Raw genomic sequence first — 22455 nt, forward strand, 5'->3', positions numbered from 1 at the left:
GAACCGCCCCCGCGGGTGCGTAGTGTTGGGCCTTGTGGCAGGCATCGACTACGACATCGAGATCAAGCAGCTCCGGGCGACCATGCGCACCGTCGAGCAGGTGCTCGACATCGACGCGATGCGTCGCGAGATCGCCGAGCTCGGCGAGCAGGTGGGCGCCGCCGACCTGTGGGACGACCAGGCCAACGCCACCCGCGTGACGGGTCGGCTCTCGCTGCTGCAGGGCCAGGTCGACCGCTTCTCCGAGCTGTCCGAGCGCATCGACGACCTCGAGGTCCTCGTCGAGCTGGGTGTCGAGGAGGGTGACGCCGACTCGATGGCCGACGCCGAGCGCGAGCTGGGCCGCATCAAGAAGTCCGTCGAGCAGCTCGAGGTCCGCACCCTGCTCTCGGGCGAGTACGACGCCCGCGAGGCGCTGGTGACGATCCGTGCCGGCGCCGGTGGCGTCGACGCGGCCGACTTCGCCGAGACCCTGATGCGGATGTACACCCGCTGGGCCGAGCGCAACAAGTACCCCGTCGAGGTCTTCGACACCTCCTACGCGGAGGAGGCGGGCCTGAAGTCGGCCACCTTCGCCATCCACGCGCCCTACGCCTACGGCACCCTCTCGGTCGAGGCCGGCACCCACCGCCTGGTGCGGATCAGCCCCTTCGACAACCAGGGCCGCCGCCAGACCTCCTTCGCCGCCGTCGAGGTGGTGCCGGTGCTGGAGCAGACCGACGAGATCGACATCCCCGACGAGGAGATCCGCACCGACGTCTACCGCTCGGGCGGTCCCGGCGGCCAGTCGGTCAACACCACCGACTCCGCGGTGCGGCTCACGCACATCCCCACCGGCGTGGTCGTCTCCTGCCAGAACGAGAAGTCGCAGCTGCAGAACAAGGCCAGCGCCATGGTGGTGCTCAAGGCCAAGCTGCTGGCGCGCAAGAAGGCCGAGGAGAAGGCCCACCTCGACGAGATGCGCGGCGACGTGCAGGCATCGTGGGGCGACCAGATGCGCAACTACGTGCTCAACCCCTACCAGGTGGTCAAGGACCTGCGGACCTCCTACGAGGTCGGCAACCCGCAGGCGGTCTTCGACGGCGACCTCGACGGCTTCCTCGAGGCCGGCATCCGCTGGCGCCGCGGCGCCGACAAGGCCGACGCCTGATCCTCAGCCCGTCGCAGAGGTCTGGTCCGGCGCGGCGCCGAGCAGCACCGCGGCGCACCACGCGTCGGCACGCGCCTCGAGGTCGGCGCGGTCGACCGACCGGGGCGCGCTGAGGCTGCAGGTCAGCCACGCGTCGCCGACCAGGCCGGCGTACCTGGTCTCGCGCAACGGGCCGGTGCGGCAGGTGCGCGCCACCGACGGGTCGCCGTACGTCGCCGTGTCGGGCACCTCCCGGCAGCCGCGGTCGCCGCTGGTCGCGGCCGCGGCCAGCTCGTCGGCGCGCTGGGGCGCGACCGGCGGGGCGAAGACCCAGGCGGCGGCGCTGGTGCGCGAGGGGCCGTCGAAGCGGCAGCCGCCCTCGTGGGCGACGTCGCGGACCCGGTCGGTCAGCCGCGCCTGCTCACCGTCGGCCCAGGTCTCGACGCGGCGCGGCTCGCCCAGCAGGGCAGCCTCGACGGCCGCGGCCGGCAGCCCCGCGCACAGGTAGGCGCGGGGGACCCTCATCGTCGCGGGGTCGAGGTCGTCGAGCGAGGTCGGCTCGGCGGAAGGCGCCGGAGCGGTCGGTGCGGCGTCGGGCGCGGGGGAGGGCGGCTGCGAGCTGCAGGCACCCAGCAGCAGCGCCAGCGCCAGCATCAGCGCCGGCACCCGTGCGGGCGCCGCGAGCGCGGCTGCGCGGGGGGACCGGGACGACACGCGCACACCCTACGGACGCGGCCGGCGACGACGAGGCGGGGACTCCTGGCCCCCTGGCGTAATCTCGTGCGGGTGATTCGCTTCGAGAAGGTCACCAAGACCTACCCCGGCACCGGAGGCCCCGCCCTCGACGACGTGTCGGTCGACGTCGAGAAGGGCGAGTTCGTCTTCCTGGTCGGCAGCTCCGGCTCCGGCAAGTCCACGGTCCTGCGCCTGATCCTGCGCGAGGCCCGGCCCACGTCGGGCCGCGTCTACGTCGCCGGCAAGGAGATCAACCGGCTCGCCGGCTGGAAGGTGCCCCGGCTGCGGCGCCAGATCGGCACCGTCTTCCAGGACTTCCGGCTGCTGCAGTCGAAGACCGTGGCCGAGAACGTCGCGTTCGCGATGCAGGTCACCGGGCACTCGCCCAAGGAGGTCCGGGCCCTGGTGCCCGAGACCCTCGAGCTGGTGGGCCTCGACACCAAGGCCGACCGGCTGCCCGACGAGCTCTCCGGCGGCGAGCAGCAGCGCGTCGCGGTGGCCCGGGCCTTCGTCAACCGGCCGATGATCCTGATCGCCGACGAGCCGACCGGCAACCTCGACCCCACCACCTCGGTGGGCATCATGAAGCTGCTCGACCGGATCAACCGCACCGGCACCACCGTGGTGATGGCCACCCACGACCACGGCATCGTCGACCAGATGCGCAAGCGCGTCATCGAGCTCGACCACGGCAAGGTGGTCCGCGACCAGGCGCAGGGCGCCTACGGCTTCCAGCACTGAGCCAGGCCCACCGCACCTCCCGCACGTCCTCGACAGGCAGACCCTCTACAGGCAGAGAGCCCCCTCCTCCATGCGCTACGTCCTCTCCAACCTCGGCCAGGGGCTGCGTCGCAACCTCTCGATGCACCTGGCGGTGATCCTGACCCTCTTCGTCTCGCTCACGCTCGTGGGCGCGGGGGCGCTGCTGAACCGCCAGGCCGAGAAGACCAGCGACCAGCTCGGCAGCGAGCTCGAGATCACCGCCTACCTGTGCCGTGACGACGACCCCAACCAGAGCTGCCAGGGCGAGGTGACCAAGCAGGAGAAGCAGCGGATCCTGGCCACGATCGAGGACAACCCCGAGGTCGCCTCCTACCGCGTGGAGTCCAAGGAGACCGCCTTCGAGAAGGTCAAGGAGCTCTACGGGCCCGAGGAGGCCGACCGCTTCGAGGGACCCAACGCCATCCTGGGCGCCGAGGACCTGCCCGAGTCGGTGTGGATCACCCTCGAGGACCCCTCCGAGTTCGAGGGCATCACCTCGGCGATCGTCGGCCTCGACGGCGTGGCCAAGCTGGTCGACCAGCGCGAGACCGCGGGCAAGATCATCAACACGATGGAGGCGATGCAGCGCGCCGCGCTCGGCATCGCCCTGCTGCTGGTCGTCTCGGCGCTGCTGCTGGTGGCCAACACGATCCGCCTGGCCGCCTTCGCGCGCCGCAAGGAGATCGGCATCATGCGGCTGGTGGGCGCCTCCACGCTCTACATCGCGCTGCCGTTCCTGCTCGAGGCGCTGGTCACGGCGGTGATCAGCGTGGTGCTCGCGGGCGGGGCGCTGGCCGGCTTCCAGTACTTCGGGGTGCAGCAGCGCTTCAGCGACTACCTGGAGTTCATCCCGTGGGTCGGCTGGGACGACTACGTGGTCGCGCTGGGCGTCGTCGCGGTGCTCGGACCGGTGCTGACGCTGCTGCCGACACTCGCGCTGACCCGCAAATACGTCAAAGTCTGAGCCGCGCGCCGTACCGTTCCAAGCGACTCTTCCCCGACGTCGAAGGCAATACGGTGCGCTCCTTCCCCAGCGCCTCGCGCCACCGCCTCGCATCGGCCGCCACGGCCGGTGCGCTGGTCCTGGGTGCTCTGGCCATCCCACTCGCTCATGCCGATGACGACCTCAAGGACCAGCAGAAGAAGGTCCAGAAGCAGATCGAGGGCGCCGCAGACGACCTCGAGCAGTCCAGCAAGGCGACCCGCAAGGCCTTCGCGGCCGCGGCCAAGGCCCGCGCCGACCTCGACTCGGCGAAGGCCGAGCTGGGCACCGTGCGCAGCAAGCTCGACGAGGCCAAGCTCGAGGACGCCCGCATGGAGCAGCGCCTCGCCGCGGCCCAGCTGCGCCTCGAGAGCGCCCGCGACGAGCTGGTCGCCGGCCAGGAGGCGCTCGACGAGCAGCGCGACGTGGTCAAGGACCGCATCGCCGACACCTACATGCAGGGCAGCCCCGACATGCTCGTGCTCGGGAGCCTGCTCAACTCCAGCTCGACCAGCGACCTGACCCGCCAGCAGGCGGCCAGCAGCGCCATCGTGGGCCGCGAGACGTCGATGTACGACGACCTCGACGCGGCCGAGGTGCTCCTGCAGGTCCGCGAGGACGAGGTCGAGACCGCCAAGGACCGTGTCGCCGACGAGCGTGCGGCGGCGGCCGCGCAGCTGTCGAAGGTGAAGTCGCTGACCGCGCAGGCGGTCCAGGTGCGCGACGAGGTGCGGGGCCTGGTCTCCAAGCGGCTCTCGGCCCGCAAGAAGGCGACCGCCGCCAAGCAGGCCGACCAGGCCGCGCTGTCGGCGCTGCGTCGCCAGGAGTCGCGGATCAAGGAGCGCATCGCCGCCGCCGCCCGGCGCGCCCGCGGCACGTCGGTCTCGGCGAGGCCGACCGGCTACCTGCTGCCGCCGGTCGGGGGAGTGGTGACCTCGCCCTTCGGCTACCGCACGCACCCGATCTACGGCTACCGCAGCATGCACGACGGCACCGACTTCGGGGTCGCGTGCGGCCAGCCGATGGTCGCCTCGGGCACCGGCACGGTGATCGCGAAGTACTACTCCGAGGTCTACGGCAACCGGCTCTTCCTCAACCTCGGCCAGGTCAACGGCCGCTCGCTGACCGTCGTCTACAACCACGCGCGCAGCTACCGCTACGGCGTGGGCGCCCGGGTCAGCCGCGGCACCACGATCGGGTATGTCGGCGACACGGGCTGGTCGACCGGCTGCCACCTGCACTACAGCGTGCTCGTGAGCGGCAACCCCGTCGACCCGATGAACTGGCTGTGACCGGTCCCGCCCGATCCGCGTTGACCTGACCTGGGAGAATGGACGGATGGCCAGGGAGCAGGGACAGAAGATGGTGGCGCAGAACAAGAAGGCGCGCCACGACTACGCGATCGAGGACACCTTCGAGGCCGGCCTGGTGCTGCAGGGCACCGAGGTGAAGTCGCTGCGGATGGGCCGCGCCAGCCTGGTCGACGGCTTCGTCGACATCGACCGCAACGAGGCCTGGCTGCACGGGGTGCACATCCCTGAGTACTCGCAGGGCACCTGGACCAACCACGCCGCCCGCCGCAAGCGCAAGCTGCTGCTCAACCGGGTCGAGATCGACAAGATCGAGCGTCGGGTCAGCGAGAAGGGCCTCACGGTCATCCCGCTCTCGCTCTACTTCGTCAACGGCCGGGCCAAGGTCGAGATCGGCCTGGCCAAGGGCAAGAAGCACTGGGACAAGCGCCACTCGATCGCCGAGCGCACCGCCAAGCGCGAGGTCGAGCAGGCCGTGGGCCGTCGCCTCAAGGGTATGCGTGACTGAGGCTGTTGAGGCTGTTGAGGCTGGTGCCGGCGAGGTGAGCTGGGCGCAGGAGGTCGAGGCCGTCACCGGGTTCTGGCGCGGGCTGGGCCTGCCCGGGCTGCTCGACGTGCACACCCACTTCCTTCCCGACAACATCCAGCGCCGGGTCTGGGCCCAGTTCGACGAGGCCGGCCCCAAGATCGGCCGGCCCTGGCCGATCCGCTACCGCGGCAGTGTCGAGGAGCGGGTCGAGCAGCTGCGCGAGCTCGGCGTACGCCGCTTCTCGACGCTGCCCTACGCCCACCGGCCCGGCATCGCCGACTACCTCAACGACTGGGCCGCGCAGTTCAAGCAGCAGGTGCCCGAGTCGGTGTGGTCGGCGACCTTCTACCCCGAGCCCGAGGCTGGGGCCTACGTCTCGGCCGGCATCGAGGCCGGCGTCGAGATCTTCAAGGTGCACGTGCAGGTGGGGGAGTTCGACCTCGACGACCCGCTGCTCGACCCGGTCTGGGGGCTGCTCGCCGAGGCCGGCACCCCCGTCGTCGTGCACGCCGGCCACGCGCCGGTGGGCAACGACTTCACCGGGCCGGCGCCGATGGCCAGGGTCCTGGCCGCCCACCCCCGGCTCCGCCTGGTCGTGGCACACCTCGGAGCGCCGGACTACCTGGACTTCCTGGCGCTCGCCGAGCGGTACGACCGGGTGCACCTCGACACCACGATGGTCTTCACCGACTTCTGGCCGACCACCTACCCCGACGAGCTGCTGGTGCGGCTCGCCGACCGGGGCGACCGGATCCTGCTGGGGACCGACTTCCCGACGATCCCCTACCCCTACAGCCACCAGCTCGAGGGCCTCGCCCGGCTCGACCTGGGCGACGACTGGCTGCGCGCCGTCTGCTGGCACAACGCCGCCGCCCTCCTCGGCGCACCCGCCTGACCCTGCGAGTGCGCGGTTCAACGCCTGCGTCGCTCGCGTGTGCGCAGTTCCCAGCCGCGCAGGGGGTGTTGGGTGAGGTGCCATCGGGGGTCGTGGGCGCGGTGGTGGTGCCAGGAGCAGAGGGGGATGGCGTCGAGGTCGGTGTCGCCGCCTCGTGCCCAGGGGATCAAATGATGGATCTCGGACCAGGCGAACGGTCTCTCGCAGGTCCCGATCGCACACGTGTCGTGGATGAGGGCCAAGGCTTTTCGTTGATGGTGGCTGTGCAGCCGTTTCGTCCTGCCCAGGTCGAGGGGGACCGACTTCGAGTTCAGGATGGCGGGGACGAGTCCTGCTTCGCAGGCGAGGCGGCGCAGGTCGCCGGCGGCGGTGCGGGTGCCGGTGTCGAGCTTGGCGGTGCCGGTCTCGTCGGGCCCGTGCCAGTCGGGCCAGTCCTGGGGGTCGAGCTTCCCGGCCTGGGTGAGGTCGTGGGTGAGGTCCTCGGCGGTCATGGTGACGAGCAGGGTGAGGGCGTTGGCGCCGTTCCAGCCGTCGGTGGGCAGGTGCTCGATGAGCTCACACAGGGCGTTGCCGTGGATCTCCCACCCGGAGAGTCCGTGACCGGGTCCGGTGGGCGCGGACTCGTCGTATCCGGAGATGGTCTCGCCCTCGGGGCTGGTGCGGGTCTTGTTGAGGCGTCGGGGTGCGGAGAGGGTCTCGAGGGCGGTGCGCAGCAGGGAGCCGTGCAGCTCGGGGATGGTGAACTTGCCGGAGTAGGTGCCGTCGCCGTTGTCGTGCAGGGCGAGGTAGGTCTCGTGCTTGGCGCGGCGGGATTCGCGGCCGAGCATGATCGCTTCGTGCTTGTCGGCCAGGTCGCGGTCGACGATGTCGAGCATCCGCCGCGCTGCCTGCCGTAGTCGTTTGGGGTTCATCGGTCGCCCGGTGCGGGTGCCGATGCCGCTGGCCTTGTTGACCAGGACCTCCTCCGCGGCGGCGAGCTGTTCGACCGTTGTCTCGAGGGGGGCCTGTTCGGCGGCGGCGACGATGACGCGCACCTGCCGGGTGGTGATCGCACCGATCGCGTAGGCCTGCCGGGCGTGGTGGTACTTCGACCGCAGCAGCTCCGCGATGCGCGCGCCGCCGGCGAGGACCTCGCGGGACTGCCCGGTCAGTGCGGCGGCCCAGGCGTCGGTGCCGGTGGCGGCCTCGGTGTCGGCGACCTGGCGGCGTTCGGCCTCGCCGAGCACGTCGCCCATCAGGGCGGAGGCCTCGGCCTCGAGCGCGGAGAGTGCCTGCACCAGGCCGGCGAGGTCGTCGATCGGCTGGTCCTTCAGGTCGCCCTCGCGGGCCGCGGCCATGGCGGCCCGAGCGGTCGCGACCGCCTGCGCCACCGGACCGGCCTCCGCGGCCGGACGGCTGCTCGCGGGCACCCCGGCACCCGGGGCGGGGACCCGGTCGCTGGTGGGGTTCTGGAGCAGCCTCATGCCCACCATTCTCCCAAGCAAAGACGCCGATGGGAACACCAGTTCGACAATCTGTGGAGAACTTCTCGACCTGCCTGGAGGGGCGTGTCCGGCCCCTCGTGGCACGATGCCGGCGTGACTGGAGCGGGCAGCGCGCACAACCTCGGCAGCCCCTGGCCCGTGGGGATGGGCTCCCTGCTGTTCCGAGAGGCCACGGAGGCGGACATCGAGGTGCTGCAGTCCTTCCGCAACGACCCCGACGTCAACCGGTTCATGGTGCGCACCCACGTCGAGCCCGACGACCTGCGCCGCGAGTGGCTGGCGGTGCCCGACAGTGCGACGGACTACTCGTGTGTCGTTGAGCGTGACGGACAGGTCGTGGCCATGGGGTTCCTCGACATCGTCGACGGCTCCGGGCAGCCGGGCCGCCCCGCGGGCACCGACAGCCTGATCGGCTACATCGTGCGACCCGGTGCCGCCGGTCAGGGCGTCGGGAGCGCCACCGCTCGTGCCCTGCTGCAGGCGGCCTTCGACAGGCTCGGTCTGCGCCGGGTGACCGCGGCTGCGAACCTCGACAACGTCGCGTCCGTGCGCGTGCTCGAGCAGGCGGGCATGCGCCGGGAGCGCCACGCGGTCAAGGCACTGTGGCACCGCGAGCTCGGCTGGGTGGACGAGGTCGAGTACGCGATGCTGGACGAGGAGTGGGCGGCGCGGACTTCGTGGCCCGACGGGAATGCGACGTGACCCGCTGTGGTTGGGGAAGGTAACCTGTGCAAGCAGGTACAACTCAAGAGGGGCTGATCGGTTTCGACTTGGGACGTTAGTTCCTGGAGAAGCGGGTCGAGAAGCCAGCGTCATCTCGTAAACGATCGCTGGAAACCAATAACTGCCAACACCAATCGCAGTTCCTTCGCTCTCGCTGCCTGAGCAGTGATCGAAGCGTCAGACCGGGCACCTGTCTCCGTCCCGGAACCTGGCGTCGACTAGGAGACTTGCTGATCACCTGTAGTCAGGATGGGTGATCGGGACTCAAACCTGACTGAGCCCGTCGGTGACGTGTCTGTGCGAGCACCGGGGCTGAGAAAACGACATCACAGACTGCACCCGGAGAAGACCAGGTTCGACGCTCGAGGACGCGGGTTCGATTCCCGCCAGCTCCACCAGCCAGCCAGAACCAGCCAGCCAGAACCAACTGCATGGCACAGCCCTCTTGTCGAGAGCCGCCCCGACCATGTCGGGGCGGCTCTCGTGCTGTCCACCCAGGCGATCGCAGGGCGGCACAGGGGCTTCCCGCTCAGCCGACCGGACGCTGCATGACGCCGAGCACGTTGCCGAACGGGTCGACGACGCTGGCGCCGACGTACCCTGCGCAGAAGTCTCGCGGGGGCCACTGGCTGGTGGCGCCCATGCCCAGCAGCCGTTCGTACGACGCCTCCGCGTCGTCGACCTGCCAGTAGGCGATGACCGACCCGGTGCCGTCGGCGCGGTGCTCGGGCGCGAAGGCGGCGTCGAGCAGCCCCAGCTCACGGTCGTGGGGCCCGACCCGCCACTCGACGTACGGGCCCTGGTCGAAGTAGGGCTCGGCGCCGAGGAGCTCGGTGTACCAGGCCCGGGCCGCTGCGGGATCGGCCGCGAAGTAGACGACCGTGCTGACCCCGGTCGTGAAGCCGGGCTCGGAGGGCGTCCACGGCTGGAGGAAGCCCAGGTCGCCCATCCCCTCGGCGGCGGCGACCAACGGGTACATCGTGGCGCCGTCGAGGGTCTCGCGGATGATGTCGCCGTGACCCGCGTGCCGGGCCAGCTCCTGGACCAGGTGGCACCAGGCCCACCGCACCGACCAGTGCTCGACGTCCTTCGGGAACCACGGCGCGTGGGGCACGGGCACGGCGGTGTCGAGGTCGACGCGCCGGGAGGCGGCGAGCGCCCGGTCGGCGACGTCGTCGTACTCCTTCATCGCGGCGGCGAGGGAGTCGCCGGCCACGAAGCCGCGCTCGAACTCGGCGACCCGTCGCTCGATCTCGGCGACCGGGGCGTGTGCCGGTGCGTGCTCGACGGCGTCGACCCAGTTGGCGGTCACGACGGTGACGTGGCGGACCAGGGCGCCGATGGAGAAGGTGCTCGCGCTCGGGGTGGCGGCGGCCTGCGCGTCGGACAGGCCGTGGGCGAGGGCCCGGAAGGCGTCGATCTGCATGGACAGGTAGCCGGTCAGGTTGTCCTGCTCGGTGGCGGCGGGTGGGGCCAGGAAGGGCATCTGTTCTCCTCGGTAGGGGTGGACCCCTCAACCCTGGACCGGAACTAGGACAGGTTCTGTCCGCTGTCTGTGGGAGATTCTGGGGGTGACCGACTCCTCCCCGGGCCCCACCGAGCGCGTCCTGGCGCTGCTGGCCCTGCTCCAGCAGCGCCAGACGTGGAGCGGCAGCGAGCTGGCCGAGCGTCTCGGCACCACGACCCGCACGATCCGACGCGACGTCGACCGCCTGCGCGAGCTCGGCTACCCGGTCAACGCCACCCAGGGCGTGGCCGGTGGCTACCGCCTCGGTGCCGGCCGGGCGCTGCCGCCGCTGCTGCTCGACGACGCCGAGGCGGTGGCGGTCGCGGTGTCGCTGCGACTGGCCGCGGGAGGGACGGTCGCCGGCGCCAGCGAGGCGGCGCTGCGTGCGTTGGCCAAGCTCGACCAGGTCCTCCCGTCACGGCTGCGCCACCGCGTCCGCGGCATCCACGACTCGATCTCCACGCTGCCCGGGTCGGCCGCTGCCGAGACCGTCGACGCCGACGCCCTGGTCGCGATCGCCGGCGCCTGCCGCGACCTGGTCCGCCTCGAGTTCGCGTACGCCGCCCGCTCGGGCGCGAGCACCCGGCGACGCGTCGAGCCCTACGGACTGGTGGCGACCGGGCGCCGGTGGTACCTGATGGCCTACGACCTCGACCGCGACGACTGGCGCACCTTCCGCCTCGACCGGTTGGGCGAGGTGCACGTCAGCACCTGGAGGTTCACCGCCCGGGAGCACGAGGACCCGGTGACCTACGTGCACCGGGCCGTCACCTCGTCGCCCTACCCCCACCAGGTCCTGGTGCGGTTCCGCGCCCCGGCCGCGGCGGTGCGGGCGGCCTACCCGGTCGCGGCGGTCAGTGTGGAGCCCGAGACCGAGGACACCTGCCTGCTGCGCACCGGGGGCGACGACCTCGCGATGGTCGCGGTCTACCTCGGGGTGGCCGGGCACGACTTCGAGGTGCTCGAGCCGCCCGAGCTGGCCGAGATCTGCACGGCGATCGGCACGCGCTTCGAGCGCGCGGGTCGCGGACCCCAGCATCCTCCTCGTAGCTGAGCGGTTCGGGCCGGGTGGGCGGGAAGTTCGGGCCGGGTGGGCGGGAAGTTCGGGCCGGGTGGGCGGGAAGTTCGGGCCGGGTCAGCGGCGCCGCAGCAGGACGACTCCGTCCTTGACGACGGCCCGCTGCACCCCGTCGGGGCCGGTGGCCTCGCGCGGGCGCACCTCGCACAGCTCCACCTCCCAGTCGGCGGGGTCGAGGGCGAGCCCGGCCACCTCCTCGGCGGGCAGCAGCAGCTCGGGCATCGGCGAGACGTAGCGGCCCTCCTGGTCGGGGGCGTCGTGCGCGTGCTGGTGGTCGCGGTGGTCGTGGTGGTCCTGCTGGTCGAGGTGGGCCGACGCCCACGGCGGGATGTCGGCCGCGGACTCGAAGACGTGGGAGACCACCAGCAGGTGGCCGCCCGGGCGCAGCCTCCCGGCGGCGCGGCGCAGGATCTCCGCGCGCGGCAGCTCGACGTCGGAGTGCAGGAACGAGGCCGTCACCAGGTCGAAGGCCTGCTCCGTGCGCCACGAGGCGAGGTCGTGCGCGTGCCAGTCGATGCGCTCCGCCACACCCCGCTGCTCGGCGCCCGCCGCGCCTCGGGCCACCGCGGTCGCCGAGACGTCGACGGCCGTCACCTGCCAGCCCTGCTCGGCCAGCCAGACCGCGTCGCCGCCCTCGCCGCAGCCGAGGTCGAGCACCTCGCCGGCCGGCAGGGTGGCCACCACGTCGGCGGTCGTCGCGTTGACGCGCCCCGACCACAGCGGCGCGGACCCGGCGTACCAGTCCTCCCAGTGCGTGGTGACCCGGTGGGTGGCCGCCTCGGCCACGTCGAACTCCTCCTCCACCAGCACTGCGTTGACGAACGCCCCGGTCATCGCGCCGGCGCCGGTCACCACCGGCACGGTGGCCATCGGCTGCACCACGTTGCCGACCGCCCAGACCCGACCGTGGCTGGTGCGACCGGTGGCGTCGACGGCCAGCACGCTCCCGAACGGCCCGTCCTCGCGCGCCAGGTCGAGCCCGGCGAGGAACGCGTCGTGGGGGAGCGGGCGGCCGGAGGTGAAGAGCGCGTCGAGCCCGACCACCTCGCCAGTAGCGGTGCGCACCCCGCTCAGGGCCGGGCCGTCACCGAGCACCTCGACCACCGGCTCGCTGACCAGGCGCACCCCGCGGCTGCGCAGCCGCCGCACGGTCTCCTCCTCCAGCGGCTCGACGGCGGCGCTGAGGACCGTCACGTCGTCGCTCCACTGGCGCAGCAGCTGGGCCTGGTGCAGGTTCGCCAGGCTGGTGAGCAGCACTCCCAGCCGGCGCCCGCGCACCTCCCACCCGTGGCAGTAGGGGCAGTGCAGCACGCTCGTGCCCCACCGCTCGGCCAGCCCCGGCACCTCCGGCAGCACGTCGGTGATGCCGGTGGACGCCACCAGCGCCCGGGCCCGCACGACCTCGCTGCCCAGGTGCACGAGCAGCCCGTCCCCAGCCTCGGGCCCGGCCTGCTCGACGCGGTCGACCCGCCCCGCGCGCACCTCCACGTCGTACGCCGCCACCTCGGCGCGCCCGCGCGCCACCAGGTCGGCCGGGGCGGTGCCGTCGTGGCCCAGCACCCCGTGCACGTGCGCGGCGTAGCGGTTGCGCGGCTCACCCGCGTCGACCACCAGCACCCGGCGCCGCGCCCGGCCCAGCATCAGCGCCGCCGCCAGCCCCGCGGCGCCGCCGCCCACGACCACCACGTCCCAGGTCTCGGCCGGGTCAGGAGTGTCGTTCTCGGTCATCGTCTCGTCGTCCATGTGACTAGTGCACCCGGTGGATGCTGATCTCGCAATGATCTTTGCGGATATGGCAAGATCGACGCATGACTGACGAGCTGGCACAGGTGGGGGCGCGGCTGCGGGCCGCCCGCAACGACCGGGGCTGGACCCTCGACGACCTGGCCGAGCGGGCCGGGATGTCGCCCAGCACGCTCTCGCGCCTGGAGTCGGGCAAGCGCCAGGCCAGCCTCGAGCTGCTGCTGCCGCTGACCCGCCAGCTGGGCATCCGTCTCGACGACCTCGTCTCGACCCAGACCCCTGACCCGCGGGTGCGGCGGGCGCCGATCCGGCGGCAGGGGATGCTGATCGTGCCGCTGGCACCCGAGGGCGCGCCGATCTCGACGTACAAGATCACCTACCCGCCGGTGGACAGCCCGCCCGAGCGCCGCACCCACGACGGCTACGAGTGGCTCTACGTGCTCACCGGCCGGCTGCGGCTGCTGCTGGGGGAGCAGGACCTCGTGCTGACGCGCGGGGAGGCGGCCGAGTTCGACACCCGCACCCCGCACAGCATGTCGGCGGTGGGCTCCCGGCCCGCGCAGGTGCTGAGCATCTTCAACGACGAGGGGATGAAGATGCACACGCACACCCACTCCGAGTCCGACGTGCGGGGCGGGACCGGCTGAGGCTCCAACGATTTCGGCGAGGTAGGCACCGTCCTTTACGTTCCCGCCTGTGCCTGTTCCACGCCTGCGCTCGGCAGTCCTCGCCCTCGCCCCCCTCGCCCTGGCCGCTGCCGTCGTGCCCGGGGTCTCGGCGGGCACCACCACGACGGCGGTCGACCCCGCCCAGCTGCACCAGCGCCTGGTCGGCGCGGCGATGTATGCCGGTGTCTCCGACGATTACGAGCCGCCTCTGCCCCCGGTGCGCGAGCAGGCCGAGGCCGAGGCCCCCAACATCGTCCTGATCACCACCGACGACCAGACGGCCGCCGACATGCGTTTCATGCCGCGCACCCGCCGGCTGCTCGGCCGGGCCGGGGCGACCTTCGAGGACGCCATCAGCCCGCACCCGCTGTGCTGCCCCGCGCGCGCCGAGATCGTCTCCGGCCAGTTCGCCCAGAACAACGGCGTGCACTCCAACGGCGGCGAGTACGGCGGCTACCGCCGGCTCAAGGACCCGCACAACACGCTGCCCAAGTGGCTCTACGAGAGCGGCTACCACACCGGGATGGTCGGGAAGTTCATCACGCACTGGAAGCCCCAGCGCGACGGCGTGCCGACCGGCTGGGAGTGGTTCGACGTGCCGCGCACCTCGACGTTCGGCTACTACGACTTCAAGATGTTCACCCAGGGCGTCAAGAAGCGCTACAACGACGGCAAGGCCTACTCCAGCACCTACACCACCGACCGCACCGTCGAGCTGATCGAGAGCTGGTCGCAGGGGGCGGACCCGACGCAGCCCGACGCCGAGCCCGAGGCGGAGCCGAAGCCGTTCTTCATCTGGAGCTCCTACTTCGCCCCGCACGGCGAGTGCGGCGAGGGCAGCTGCAAGAACGGGCCGACGCCGGAGCGCAAGTACGCCGACGCCCGTCGCAACGCCAAGGCGCCCAGCCTGAAGAAGCGGTCGTACGACGCCCCGCAGCACCGCCCCAACCCCCTGGTGGCGGGCCGCAAGGTGGCCTCCCGCGGGCACACCCAGAAGTTCTTCCTCGACCGGGTCCGCTCGCTGCAGAGCGTCGACGAGGGGGTCGCCCGGATCGTGACCTCGCTGCGCGAGGCCGGTGAGCTGAGCAACACCGTCATCATGTTCACCTCCGACAACGGCTACCTGCTCGGGGAGCACCGCTACTCCGGCAAGATCGTGCCCTACGAGGAGGCCCTGCGGGTGCCGCTGCTGGTGCGCGGCCCGGGGATCGAGCGCTCGCGCCCGACCTGGACGGCCACCACGGTCGACCTGGCGCCGACCATCGCCTCGCTGGCCGGCGCGACGCCGGGCCGCCGCCAGGACGGCCGTGACCTCGTGCCGGCGCTGACGGGCGGCACCCGGCCCACGGGCGACACCACGCTCGTGCAGGCCGGCGCCCGCTCGGCCCGCGACGGCACCGGCGCGTGGATGTATCGCGGCGTGCGCACCGCCGACTACACGTTCACCAAGTGGAAGAAGCGCTCGGGCCGGCCCTTCGCCGAGCTCTTCGACCGCCGGGCCGACCCGCAGCAGCTCCGCAACGTGGCCGCCCAGCCCCGCTACCGCAAGGTGCGCCGCGAGCTGGAGCGCCGGCTCTCGAAGCTGAACCGCTGCGGCGGCGCCACCGCCTGCTTCCGCGACTTCGGCCCGGTGCCGCGTCCGCGCCGCTGACCAAGCACGACCTCGCACGACCTCGACGTACGGCCGTCCCCGGTGGGGGCGGCCGTGCGTGCGTCCGGGACCGCCTGCGGCACGAGCGCGGACCACGACCGACGGGCCGGTATTGCAAAAGGTCATACCTTTGAGGCACCCTCATGGTGACCGACCCCACACCGAGCCGCTCGGCCCGCCCGAGCCCGCCCCGCCTGGAGACCCGATGGAAGCGATCGCTCCCGCCCACGGCACCGCCACGCTGCTGCTGATCGCAGCCGCCGCGGTCGCCGTCCTGCTGTTCCTGATCATGAAGGTGCGCCTGCACGCCTTCATCGCGCTGGTGCTGGTCAGCCTGCTGACCGCGGTGGCCGCCGGCATCCCGCTGGCGCTGGTGCCGACGGCGTTGACCAGCGGCTTCGGCAGCACCCTGGCGTCGGTGGCGCTGCTGGTCGGCTTCGGCGTGATGCTCGGGCGGCTGCTCGAGATCACCGGCGGCGCCCAGGTGCTCGCCGACACCCTGATCAACCGGTTCGGCGAGGAGCGGGCGCCCTTCGCCCTCGGCGTCGCCGCCCTGATCTTCGGCTTCCCGATCTTCTTCGACGCCGGCCTCGTGGTCTTCCTGCCGATCATCCTCACCGTCGCGCGACGCTTCGGCGGCTCGGTGCTCTACTACGCGCTGCCCGCGGCGGGCGCCTTCGCCGCCATGCACGCGATCGTCCCGCCGCACCCCGGCCCCGTCGCCGCGGGCACCGTGCTCGGCGGTGACATCGGCGTGGTGCTCCTGGTCGGCCTGCCCGTCGCCGTGCTGAGCTGGTACGTCGGCGTCTACCTCGTCTCGCGCTGGCTCGGTGCCCGCATCTACGTGCCGCTGCCCGACCTGCTCCTCGGCCCGGTCAACGGCGGCCGCGACACCGACACCGGCGCCGACACCGGCACCGGGACCGGCTCGACCGGCACCGCGACGGCCGCCGGCACCACCACCGGCACCACCACGGGCACCACCACCGTCGCCCCGCCGGCGTTCTCGACCGTCCTGGGCCTGCTGCTGGTGCCGCTGGTGCTGATCGCGCTCAACACCGTGCTGACGACGCTGGTCGCCGCCGGCACCATCGGCGAGGGCAACGGCCTCGTCGAGGGCCTGCAGCTGATCGGCCAGACCCCCGTCGCGCTGCTCATCACGCTGCTGCTCGCGATCGCGACCATCGGGCGCCGAGGCCGCACGCTCTCGGAGACCACCCACGTGCTCGACGAGGCGCTGGGCCCGATCTGCTCGATCATCCTCATCACCGGCGCCGGCGGCATGTTCGGCGGCGTGCTGCGCGCCAGCGGCATCGGCGAGGCGCTGACCAGCTCGCTGTCCGACCTGGGCATGCCGCTGCTGCTGCAGGCCTTCCTGATCGCCACCGCGCTGCGCGTGGCCCAGGGCTCGGCCACCGTCGCGCTGACCACGGCCGCCGGCCTGATCGCCTCCCAGGCCGCGGGCCTGCCCGACCTGCGCATCGCCCTGCTGGTGATCGCCGTCGCCGCCGGCGCGACCGTGCTCTCCCACGTCAACGACTCTGGCTTCTGGCTGGTCAGCCGCTTCTTCGGGATGGACGAGAAGACCACCCTCAAGACCTGGACGGTCATGGAGACCACGCTGGGCCTGAGCGCCTTCGCAGCCGCGGCGGTGCTCTGGCCGCTCAGCGGCCTCCTGCTGTGACCCGGGTCCACCGGGCCGGGCTCCACGAGGGTGGCGGGTCAGTCGCTGGTGGCGTGCAGCACCTCGGTGCAGATCGCGGTCATCGCCGAGCGGGCCGCCTCCGGCTCGCCGGCGGCGACCGCCTCGGCGACCACCAGGTGCAGGCGCCGGGCCTCGGGCTTGGGGCGCGGCGGCATCAGGTCGTGGTCGGTGCGCCCGCGCAGCACCTCCTCCACCACGTCGCACAGCCCGGCGAACATCTGGTTGCCCGACAGCTGCAGCAGCCGGCGGTGGAAGGCGACGTCGTGCTCCAGGAAGGCGCGCAGGTCACCGGCCGCGCCGGTGGTCTCCATGTCGTGGGCCAGCCGCAGCAGCGCGGCCCCGTCGTCGGGCCCGGCGTGCTCGGCGGCCAGCGCCGCCGAGGCCGGCTCGACCGCGGCGCGCAGCTGCGAGAGCTCGCGCAGGTGGGCGGTGCGCTGCTCGCCGTCGAGGCGCCAGCGCACCACGGCCGGGTCGTAGGAGCTCCACTCCGAGGCGGGCAGGATCCGGATGCCGGTGCGCCGGCGGCTCTCGACCAGGTGCTTGGAGGCGAGGACCTGCACGACCTCGCGGGCCACGGTGCGCGAGACGGCGTACTCGGCGCCGAGCCACTCGAGGGTGATCACGGTGCCCTCGGCGAGCGAGCCGTCGATGATGCGCGGGCCCAGGCTCGCCAGGACCTCCTCGTGCATCGTCGCCATGCCGGGGAGCCTAGGTCATGAGCGCGCCCCTCCCGCGCCGCACGGACCGGCTGCCCCACCTCGTCGTGATGGGCGTCTCCGGCACCGGCAAGACGTCGGTGGCCGGCCTGCTCGCCGAGCGGCTCGGCCTCACCTTCGTCGAGGGCGATGCGCTGCACCCGCGCGCCAACGTCGCCAAGATGAGCGCCGGGCAGCCCTTGACCGACGACGACCGGGCGCCCTGGCTGGCCGCGCTGGCCGCCGAGGTACGCCGGCACGAGGCGCTCGGTGCGGGCACGGTGCTGACCTGCTCGGCGCTGCGCCGGCGCTACCGCGACGCGCTGCGCGCCGGCGACGCGCCCGGCAGCAGGCTCTTCGTGCACCTCGAGGCGCCGGCCGCGCTGCTGCGCGAGCGGATGGAGCGGCGCGAGCACTTCATGCCCGCCTCGCTGCTGGACTCCCAGCTGGCCACGCTCGAGCCGCTCGGCCCTGACGAGCCGGGGATGCGCGTCGACGTCAGCGCGCCCCTGGCCGTCGTCGTCGACCGCGTCGTCGAGGCGCTGCAGAGGGGCCGCTCGGAGGCCGGACCCCGTGCGGGGGACCCGGTCGTCGGCCCCGGCCGGTAGGAAGGGGGCGTGCCCCACGACCCGAGCGACCACTTCGTCCACGTCCGCGGTGCCAGCGAGCACAACCTGCAGCACGTCGACGTCGACCTGCCCCGCGACGCCATGGTCGTCTTCACCGGCGTCTCGGGGTCGGGCAAGTCCTCGCTGGCCTTCGGCACCCTCTACGCCGAGGCTCAGCGCCGCTACTTCGAGTCGGTGGCGCCCTACGCCCGGCGGCTGCTGCAGCAGGTCGGCGCGCCCCACGTGCAGGAGATCACCGGCCTGCCGCCGGCCGTGGCGCTGCAGCAGCGGCGGGGGGCGCCCAGCTCGCGCTCCAGCGTCGGCACCCTGACCACGCTGTCCAACCTGGTGCGGATGCTCTACTCGCGCGCCGGCACCTACCCGGCGGGCGCGCAGCGCCTGGGCGCCGAGGCGTTCTCGCCCAACACCACCGCCGGGGCCTGCCCCGAGTGCCACGGGCTGGGAGAGGTCCACGACGTGGCCGAGGATCTGCTGGTCCCCGACCCCTCGCTGAGCATCCGCGACGGCGCGATCGCCGCCTGGCCGGGCGCCTGGCAGGGCAAGAACCTGCTGCGGGTCGTGAAGGCGGTCGGCATCGACGTCGACGCGCCCTTCGAGCAGCTCTCGCGCAAGGACCGCGACTGGCTGCTCTACACCGACGAGCAGCCCCGGGTGCTGGTCGACCGCCGCGGCGAGCCCGACGACTCCACCGGCCGCGACTACCACGGCACCTTCTGGAGCGCGCGCAAGCACGTGCGCCACGTGCTGGCCGACACCAAGAGCCAGATGATGCGCGACAAGGCGATGCGCTTCGTGCGGGCGGTGCGCTGCTCCGCCTGCGCGGGCACCGGCCTGCAGGCCGAGTCGCTGGCCGTGACGTTCCGCGGGCTGAGCATCGCCGAGACCAACGCGCTCTCCTTCGTCGACCTCGTCGAGCAGCTGCGACCGGTCGCCGAGCTGGGCGAGGCCTCGGCCGCCACGTCGTCGGCCGACTCGGGGGAGGGCACCGAGGTCGCGGTGCGGCTGTGCGCCGACCTGGTCGCCCGCGTCGAGGTGCTGCTCGAGCTCGGCCTGGGCTACCTGTCCCTGCGCCGCAGCTCCACCACGCTCTCGCCCGGAGAGACGCAGCGGCTACGGATCGCCACCCAGCTGCGCTCGGGGCTCTTCGGGGTCGTCTACGTGCTCGACGAGCCCTCCGCCGGCCTGCACCCCGCCGACGCCGAGCCGCTGCTCGACGTGCTCGAGCAGCTCAAGGCGTCGGGCAACTCGCTCTTCGTGGTCGAGCACGACCTCGACGTCGTGCGGCGCGCCGACTGGGTGGTCGACATCGGTCCGGGCGCCGGCGAGAACGGCGGTCGGGTGCTCTACTCCGGCCCCGTGGCCGGGCTCGAGGAGGTGGCCGGCTCCGTCACCGGGGCGCACCTCTTCGGCCGGGTCGAGCCCGTCGAGCGGCAGCGGCGTACGCCGCACGGCTGGCTGCACCTGCGCGGCATCAGCAGGCACAACCTCGACGACCTCGACGTCGACCTGCCGCTGTGCACGCTCACCGCGGTCACCGGCGTGTCCGGCTCGGGCAAGTCGACCCTGGTCACCCAGGTGCTGGCCGAGCTGGTGCGCCGCCACCTGGGCCAGAAGCCCGACGAGGAGCACGACAGCGCCCTGGAGATCGACGTCGACGACGTCACCGGCCTCGAGTCGTTCGACCGGCTGGTGCGGGTCGACCAGCGCCCCATCGGACGCACCCCGCGCTCCAACCTGGCCACCTACACCGGCCTCTTCGACGCGGTGCGCAAGCTCTACGCCGCCACCCCCGAGGCTCGCGCCCGCGGCTACGGGGCCGGTCGCTTCTCCTTCAACGTCGCCGAGGGGCGCTGCGAGACCTGCCAGGGCGAGGGCTTCGTCTCCGTCGAGCTGCTCTTCATGCCGGGCACCTACGCGCCGTGCCCGGCCTGCGGGGGCGCCCGCTACAACCCCGAGACCCTCGAGATCCGGCACCGCGGCCGCAGCATCGCCGACGTCCTGGCCCTCTCGGTCGACGAGGCCGCCGAGGTGCTGGCCGACGTGCCGGCGGCCGCGCGCAGCCTGACGACCCTGCGCGAGGTCGGCCTGGGCTACCTGCGGCTGGGCCAGCCCGCGACCGAGCTCAGCGGCGGTGAGGCGCAGCGCATCAAGCTGGCCACCGAGCTGCAGCGGGCCCGGCGCGGGCACGCGCTCTACCTGCTCGACGAGCCCACCGCGGGGCTGCACCCGGCCGACATCGCGCTGCTGGTCGACCAGCTGCACCGCCTGGTCGACGCCGGCAACACCGTGGTGGTCGTCGAGCACGACCTCGCCACGATCGCGGGCGCCGACTGGGTCGTCGACCTCGGCCCGGCCGGCGGCGACGGGGGCGGTCGGGTGGTCGCCACCGGCACCCCCGACGAGGTCGCCGCCGCCGACGGCAGCGTCACCGCGCCGTACCTGGCCCGGCACCTGGCCCAACGACTGGCCCAGCGCGAGACTGTCCGCGCGGGCAGCTGAGCCGGGGCTCAGGCGTCGGAGCCGCCGAGCTGTGGGGAGACCAGCACCAGCGGCGTCCGTCGGCGCAGCGCGAGCGGCAGCGTGGAGCAGGCGACCAGGGCCACGAAGCCGCTGATGATCTTGTCGCCCAGCGAGACGACCATGTTGGACAGCCCGACCGCCACCTCGAGCAGGCCGGTCATCTCCACGAACGTGGCGGTGACGAAGTCCTGGCTGTGCCCGACCCCGCCGCCGTAGAGCAGCACCAGCACCGGGATCGCCACCAGCGTGCAGGCCACGGCGACCAGCACGTTGAGGCCCATGAAGCGCAGCAGCGTGCGGCCCATCGCGAAGCGCCGCACGCCGTAGCCCCACACCAGCGCGCCGGCCATGTTGACCAGGGCGAAGGGGATGGAGTCGGGGCCGCTGATCGCGGTGCCCGCCAGGTTGCTGCTCAGGCCGACGCCGACGCCGTACCAGGGGCCGAGCGCGATCGCGGCGACCGCGGTGCCGATCATGTCGAGGAAAATCGGGAGCTGCAGGACGTCGACGACGACGCGGCCCACGAGGTTGACCACGACGCACAGCCCGGCGAGCGCCATCGCCAGCCGCAGCCCCGGAGGGGCGGCCGGCGACGAGGTCGCCTCGGAGGTGGACGCAGGGGCAGGCTGGGCGGCCGGGGTGGGCTGGGCCGCGGGCGCCGGGGGAAGGACGTCGACCGGGTGGCGGCACTGCGCGACCCACTGGTCGACGTCGGCGTCGTGGCCGCCGAGCACGCCCACGATCTCGCGGACCAGCTCGAGGTTGACCCGCGCCCGGCCGGTGCGGAACACGTCGTAGACGGTGGTCCGGGCGACCCGGGCCTCGTGCTCGCCGAGGCCCGCCTCCAGGCGCCGGAGTGCTACGCGGCGCGCGATCTCGCCGTACGACGGCTCACCGGCCTCGAGCCGCAGCTGCTGGAGGTGGAGCGCGAGGAGGTCCCACTCGCTCCCGCTGGGTGACTGGGTCGGCGTGTCGGTCACGACCTGGTCCTCCCTGGTGGGCTGCGGCGGCGCCCATGCGCACGACCGTCCGGCTCCCCACTGTACGAGCGTGCGTCCGGGTTGTTCGGATTCGTTCGGGACTTAACCGGGGGTGGTGGAAATCGCAGGTCAGGGCCTACAACTGATGGTGTTGTCGTCGTGGCGCCGGGGGGAGCCGCGGCGACGGCGACAGCGCCGCGCCCACCCCGCCACCCGTACGGGGTGTCCCCGCGCGAAGAGGACGAGGAGCCGAATGAGCAGCACCACCGCCACCGACCCCAGCGGGGGCACGTGGTCGTCGCACGAGTTCACCGCCGACCTGAGCCACCTCGTCTTCGCCGACGAGGTCACCACCGAGCGCGAGAACCTGCTGATCAGTCCCGAGCTGCGCGTCGACCAGACCCACCTGCACTTCCCGGGGTCGGGCGGCTCGTTGTTCTACTGGATCTTCTCCTTCCGCTGGCAGGGCGAGCAGTGGCACGGCCAGCTGCACGAGTCGCGCCACCGCGACCTGCTGGTCACCCAGGCGCGTGCCGTGATGGCGGGTTTCCTGCCCTTCAGCCGGTTCAAGGCCACCGCCGCCGAGGTCCGCGCCGAGCAGCGCGACTACACCACCGACGACCTGCGGGGCTTCGGCCGCCGGCACCGCCTGGAGACGCTCGGCTGGTAGCCGGCTCGCGGTCAGGTGCGGGTGCCCGCGCTGCGCGGGAGCGGTCGTGCCCTACGCTGC

Annotated in this window: 20 protein-coding genes and 1 other RNA gene; 15 read left to right on the forward strand and 6 right to left on the reverse strand. The window is 72.7% G+C overall.

Going from position 1 to position 22455, the window contains the following annotated elements; translation table 11 throughout:
- Positions 1 to 34 precede the first annotated feature (34 nt).
- Positions 35 to 1150 (forward strand): peptide chain release factor 2, encoded by a 1116-nt coding sequence (gene prfB, locus QWJ41_RS03015; RefSeq protein ID WP_302705696.1) that lies wholly within the window; start codon positions 35 to 37, stop codon positions 1148 to 1150.
- A gap of 3 nt (positions 1151 to 1153) precedes the next feature.
- On the opposite strand, the gene QWJ41_RS03020 is transcribed toward prfB, so the two are convergent.
- Positions 1154 to 1843 carry a hypothetical protein gene (locus tag QWJ41_RS03020; protein ID WP_302705697.1) on the reverse strand — a complete coding sequence of 230 codons (690 nt, stop codon included), beginning with the start codon at positions 1841 to 1843 and terminating at the stop codon, positions 1154 to 1156.
- A 72-nt stretch (positions 1844 to 1915) separates the two neighbouring features.
- Here QWJ41_RS03020 and ftsE point away from each other — a divergent pair, with 72 nt between their 5' ends.
- From ftsE to QWJ41_RS03045, 5 genes are all read left to right on the forward strand, one after another.
- Positions 1916 to 2605 carry a cell division ATP-binding protein FtsE gene (gene ftsE / locus QWJ41_RS03025; RefSeq protein WP_302705698.1) on the forward strand — a complete coding sequence of 230 codons (690 nt, stop codon included), beginning with the start codon at positions 1916 to 1918 and terminating at the stop codon, positions 2603 to 2605.
- Between the two features lie 70 nt (positions 2606 to 2675).
- On the forward strand, positions 2676 to 3590 hold the full coding sequence (gene ftsX, locus QWJ41_RS03030; RefSeq protein ID WP_302705699.1) for a permease-like cell division protein FtsX: 915 nt from the start codon (positions 2676 to 2678) through the stop codon (positions 3588 to 3590).
- Between the two features lie 53 nt (positions 3591 to 3643).
- Positions 3644 to 4900, forward strand: a complete 1257-nt coding sequence (locus QWJ41_RS03035) for a M23 family metallopeptidase (RefSeq protein WP_302705700.1) — start codon at positions 3644 to 3646, stop codon at positions 4898 to 4900.
- Between the two features lie 46 nt (positions 4901 to 4946).
- Complete coding sequence (gene smpB, locus QWJ41_RS03040) at positions 4947 to 5426, forward strand: SsrA-binding protein SmpB (RefSeq protein ID WP_193669136.1); 480 nt, start codon at positions 4947 to 4949, stop codon at positions 5424 to 5426.
- On the forward strand, positions 5419 to 6342 hold the full coding sequence (locus QWJ41_RS03045) for an amidohydrolase family protein (RefSeq protein WP_302705701.1): 924 nt from the start codon (positions 5419 to 5421) through the stop codon (positions 6340 to 6342). Before smpB ends, QWJ41_RS03045 begins: the two co-directional genes overlap by 8 nt.
- A gap of 17 nt (positions 6343 to 6359) precedes the next feature.
- Here the strand turns inward: QWJ41_RS03045 and QWJ41_RS03050 are convergent, their stop codons facing one another.
- Positions 6360 to 7805: an HNH endonuclease signature motif containing protein gene (locus QWJ41_RS03050; RefSeq protein WP_302705702.1), complete on the reverse strand. Its 1446-nt coding sequence runs from the start codon at positions 7803 to 7805 to the stop codon at positions 6360 to 6362.
- Positions 7806 to 7919: 114 nt separating this feature from the next.
- Between QWJ41_RS03050 and QWJ41_RS03055 the strand changes: the two genes are divergently transcribed.
- Complete coding sequence (locus tag QWJ41_RS03055) at positions 7920 to 8528, forward strand: GNAT family N-acetyltransferase (protein WP_302705703.1); 609 nt, start codon at positions 7920 to 7922, stop codon at positions 8526 to 8528.
- Positions 8529 to 8577: 49 nt separating this feature from the next.
- Positions 8578 to 8947: a transfer-messenger RNA gene (gene ssrA, locus QWJ41_RS03060) on the forward strand.
- Positions 8948 to 9078: 131 nt separating this feature from the next.
- Here ssrA and QWJ41_RS03065 read toward each other — a convergent pair.
- Positions 9079 to 10035 carry a mycothiol transferase gene (locus tag QWJ41_RS03065; protein ID WP_302705704.1) on the reverse strand — a complete coding sequence of 319 codons (957 nt, stop codon included), beginning with the start codon at positions 10033 to 10035 and terminating at the stop codon, positions 9079 to 9081.
- Between the two features lie 79 nt (positions 10036 to 10114).
- Here QWJ41_RS03065 and QWJ41_RS03070 point away from each other — a divergent pair, with 79 nt between their 5' ends.
- Complete coding sequence (locus tag QWJ41_RS03070; protein WP_439117302.1) at positions 10115 to 11110, forward strand: helix-turn-helix transcriptional regulator; 996 nt, start codon at positions 10115 to 10117, stop codon at positions 11108 to 11110.
- Positions 11111 to 11191: 81 nt separating this feature from the next.
- Here the strand turns inward: QWJ41_RS03070 and QWJ41_RS03075 are convergent, their stop codons facing one another.
- Entirely contained in the window at positions 11192 to 12877 is a 1686-nt protein-coding gene (locus QWJ41_RS03075; protein WP_302705706.1) for a bifunctional NAD(P)/FAD-dependent oxidoreductase/class I SAM-dependent methyltransferase, read from the reverse strand.
- A gap of 65 nt (positions 12878 to 12942) precedes the next feature.
- Here QWJ41_RS03075 and QWJ41_RS03080 point away from each other — a divergent pair, with 65 nt between their 5' ends.
- The 3 genes from QWJ41_RS03080 (at position 12943) to QWJ41_RS03090 (ending at position 16880) form a co-directional block, all read left to right on the forward strand.
- Positions 12943 to 13524, forward strand: a complete 582-nt coding sequence (locus QWJ41_RS03080) for a helix-turn-helix domain-containing protein (protein ID WP_302705707.1) — start codon at positions 12943 to 12945, stop codon at positions 13522 to 13524.
- Between the two features lie 49 nt (positions 13525 to 13573).
- Complete coding sequence (locus QWJ41_RS03085) at positions 13574 to 15196, forward strand: sulfatase family protein (protein ID WP_302705708.1); 1623 nt, start codon at positions 13574 to 13576, stop codon at positions 15194 to 15196.
- Positions 15197 to 15401: 205 nt separating this feature from the next.
- On the forward strand, positions 15402 to 16880 hold the full coding sequence (locus tag QWJ41_RS03090; protein WP_302705709.1) for a GntP family permease: 1479 nt from the start codon (positions 15402 to 15404) through the stop codon (positions 16878 to 16880).
- A 38-nt stretch (positions 16881 to 16918) separates the two neighbouring features.
- Here the strand turns inward: QWJ41_RS03090 and QWJ41_RS03095 are convergent, their stop codons facing one another.
- The gene (locus QWJ41_RS03095) at positions 16919 to 17599 is read right to left on the reverse strand and encodes a FadR/GntR family transcriptional regulator (protein WP_302705710.1); all 681 of its coding nucleotides are present in this window, start codon (positions 17597 to 17599) and stop codon (positions 16919 to 16921) included.
- A 17-nt stretch (positions 17600 to 17616) separates the two neighbouring features.
- Between QWJ41_RS03095 and QWJ41_RS03100 the strand changes: the two genes are divergently transcribed.
- Both QWJ41_RS03100 and uvrA read left to right on the forward strand, forming a co-directional pair.
- The gene (locus QWJ41_RS03100) at positions 17617 to 18204 is read left to right on the forward strand and encodes a gluconokinase (protein WP_302705711.1); all 588 of its coding nucleotides are present in this window, start codon (positions 17617 to 17619) and stop codon (positions 18202 to 18204) included.
- 9 nt (positions 18205 to 18213) lie between these two features.
- Positions 18214 to 20724, forward strand: a complete 2511-nt coding sequence (uvrA, locus tag QWJ41_RS03105; protein ID WP_302705712.1) for an excinuclease ABC subunit UvrA — start codon at positions 18214 to 18216, stop codon at positions 20722 to 20724.
- An 8-nt stretch (positions 20725 to 20732) separates the two neighbouring features.
- Here the strand turns inward: uvrA and QWJ41_RS03110 are convergent, their stop codons facing one another.
- Entirely contained in the window at positions 20733 to 21725 is a 993-nt protein-coding gene (locus QWJ41_RS03110; protein ID WP_302705713.1) for a hypothetical protein, read from the reverse strand.
- A gap of 253 nt (positions 21726 to 21978) precedes the next feature.
- Between QWJ41_RS03110 and QWJ41_RS03115 the strand changes: the two genes are divergently transcribed.
- Positions 21979 to 22395, forward strand: coding sequence for a hypothetical protein (locus QWJ41_RS03115; RefSeq protein WP_302705714.1), 417 nt, complete (start codon positions 21979 to 21981; stop codon positions 22393 to 22395).
- Positions 22396 to 22455: the final 60 nt, after the last annotated feature.

Origin of the sequence: Nocardioides cremeus, assembly GCF_030518195.1 — a bacterium.
Lineage (GTDB): Bacteria > Actinomycetota > Actinomycetes > Propionibacteriales > Nocardioidaceae > Nocardioides > Nocardioides cremeus.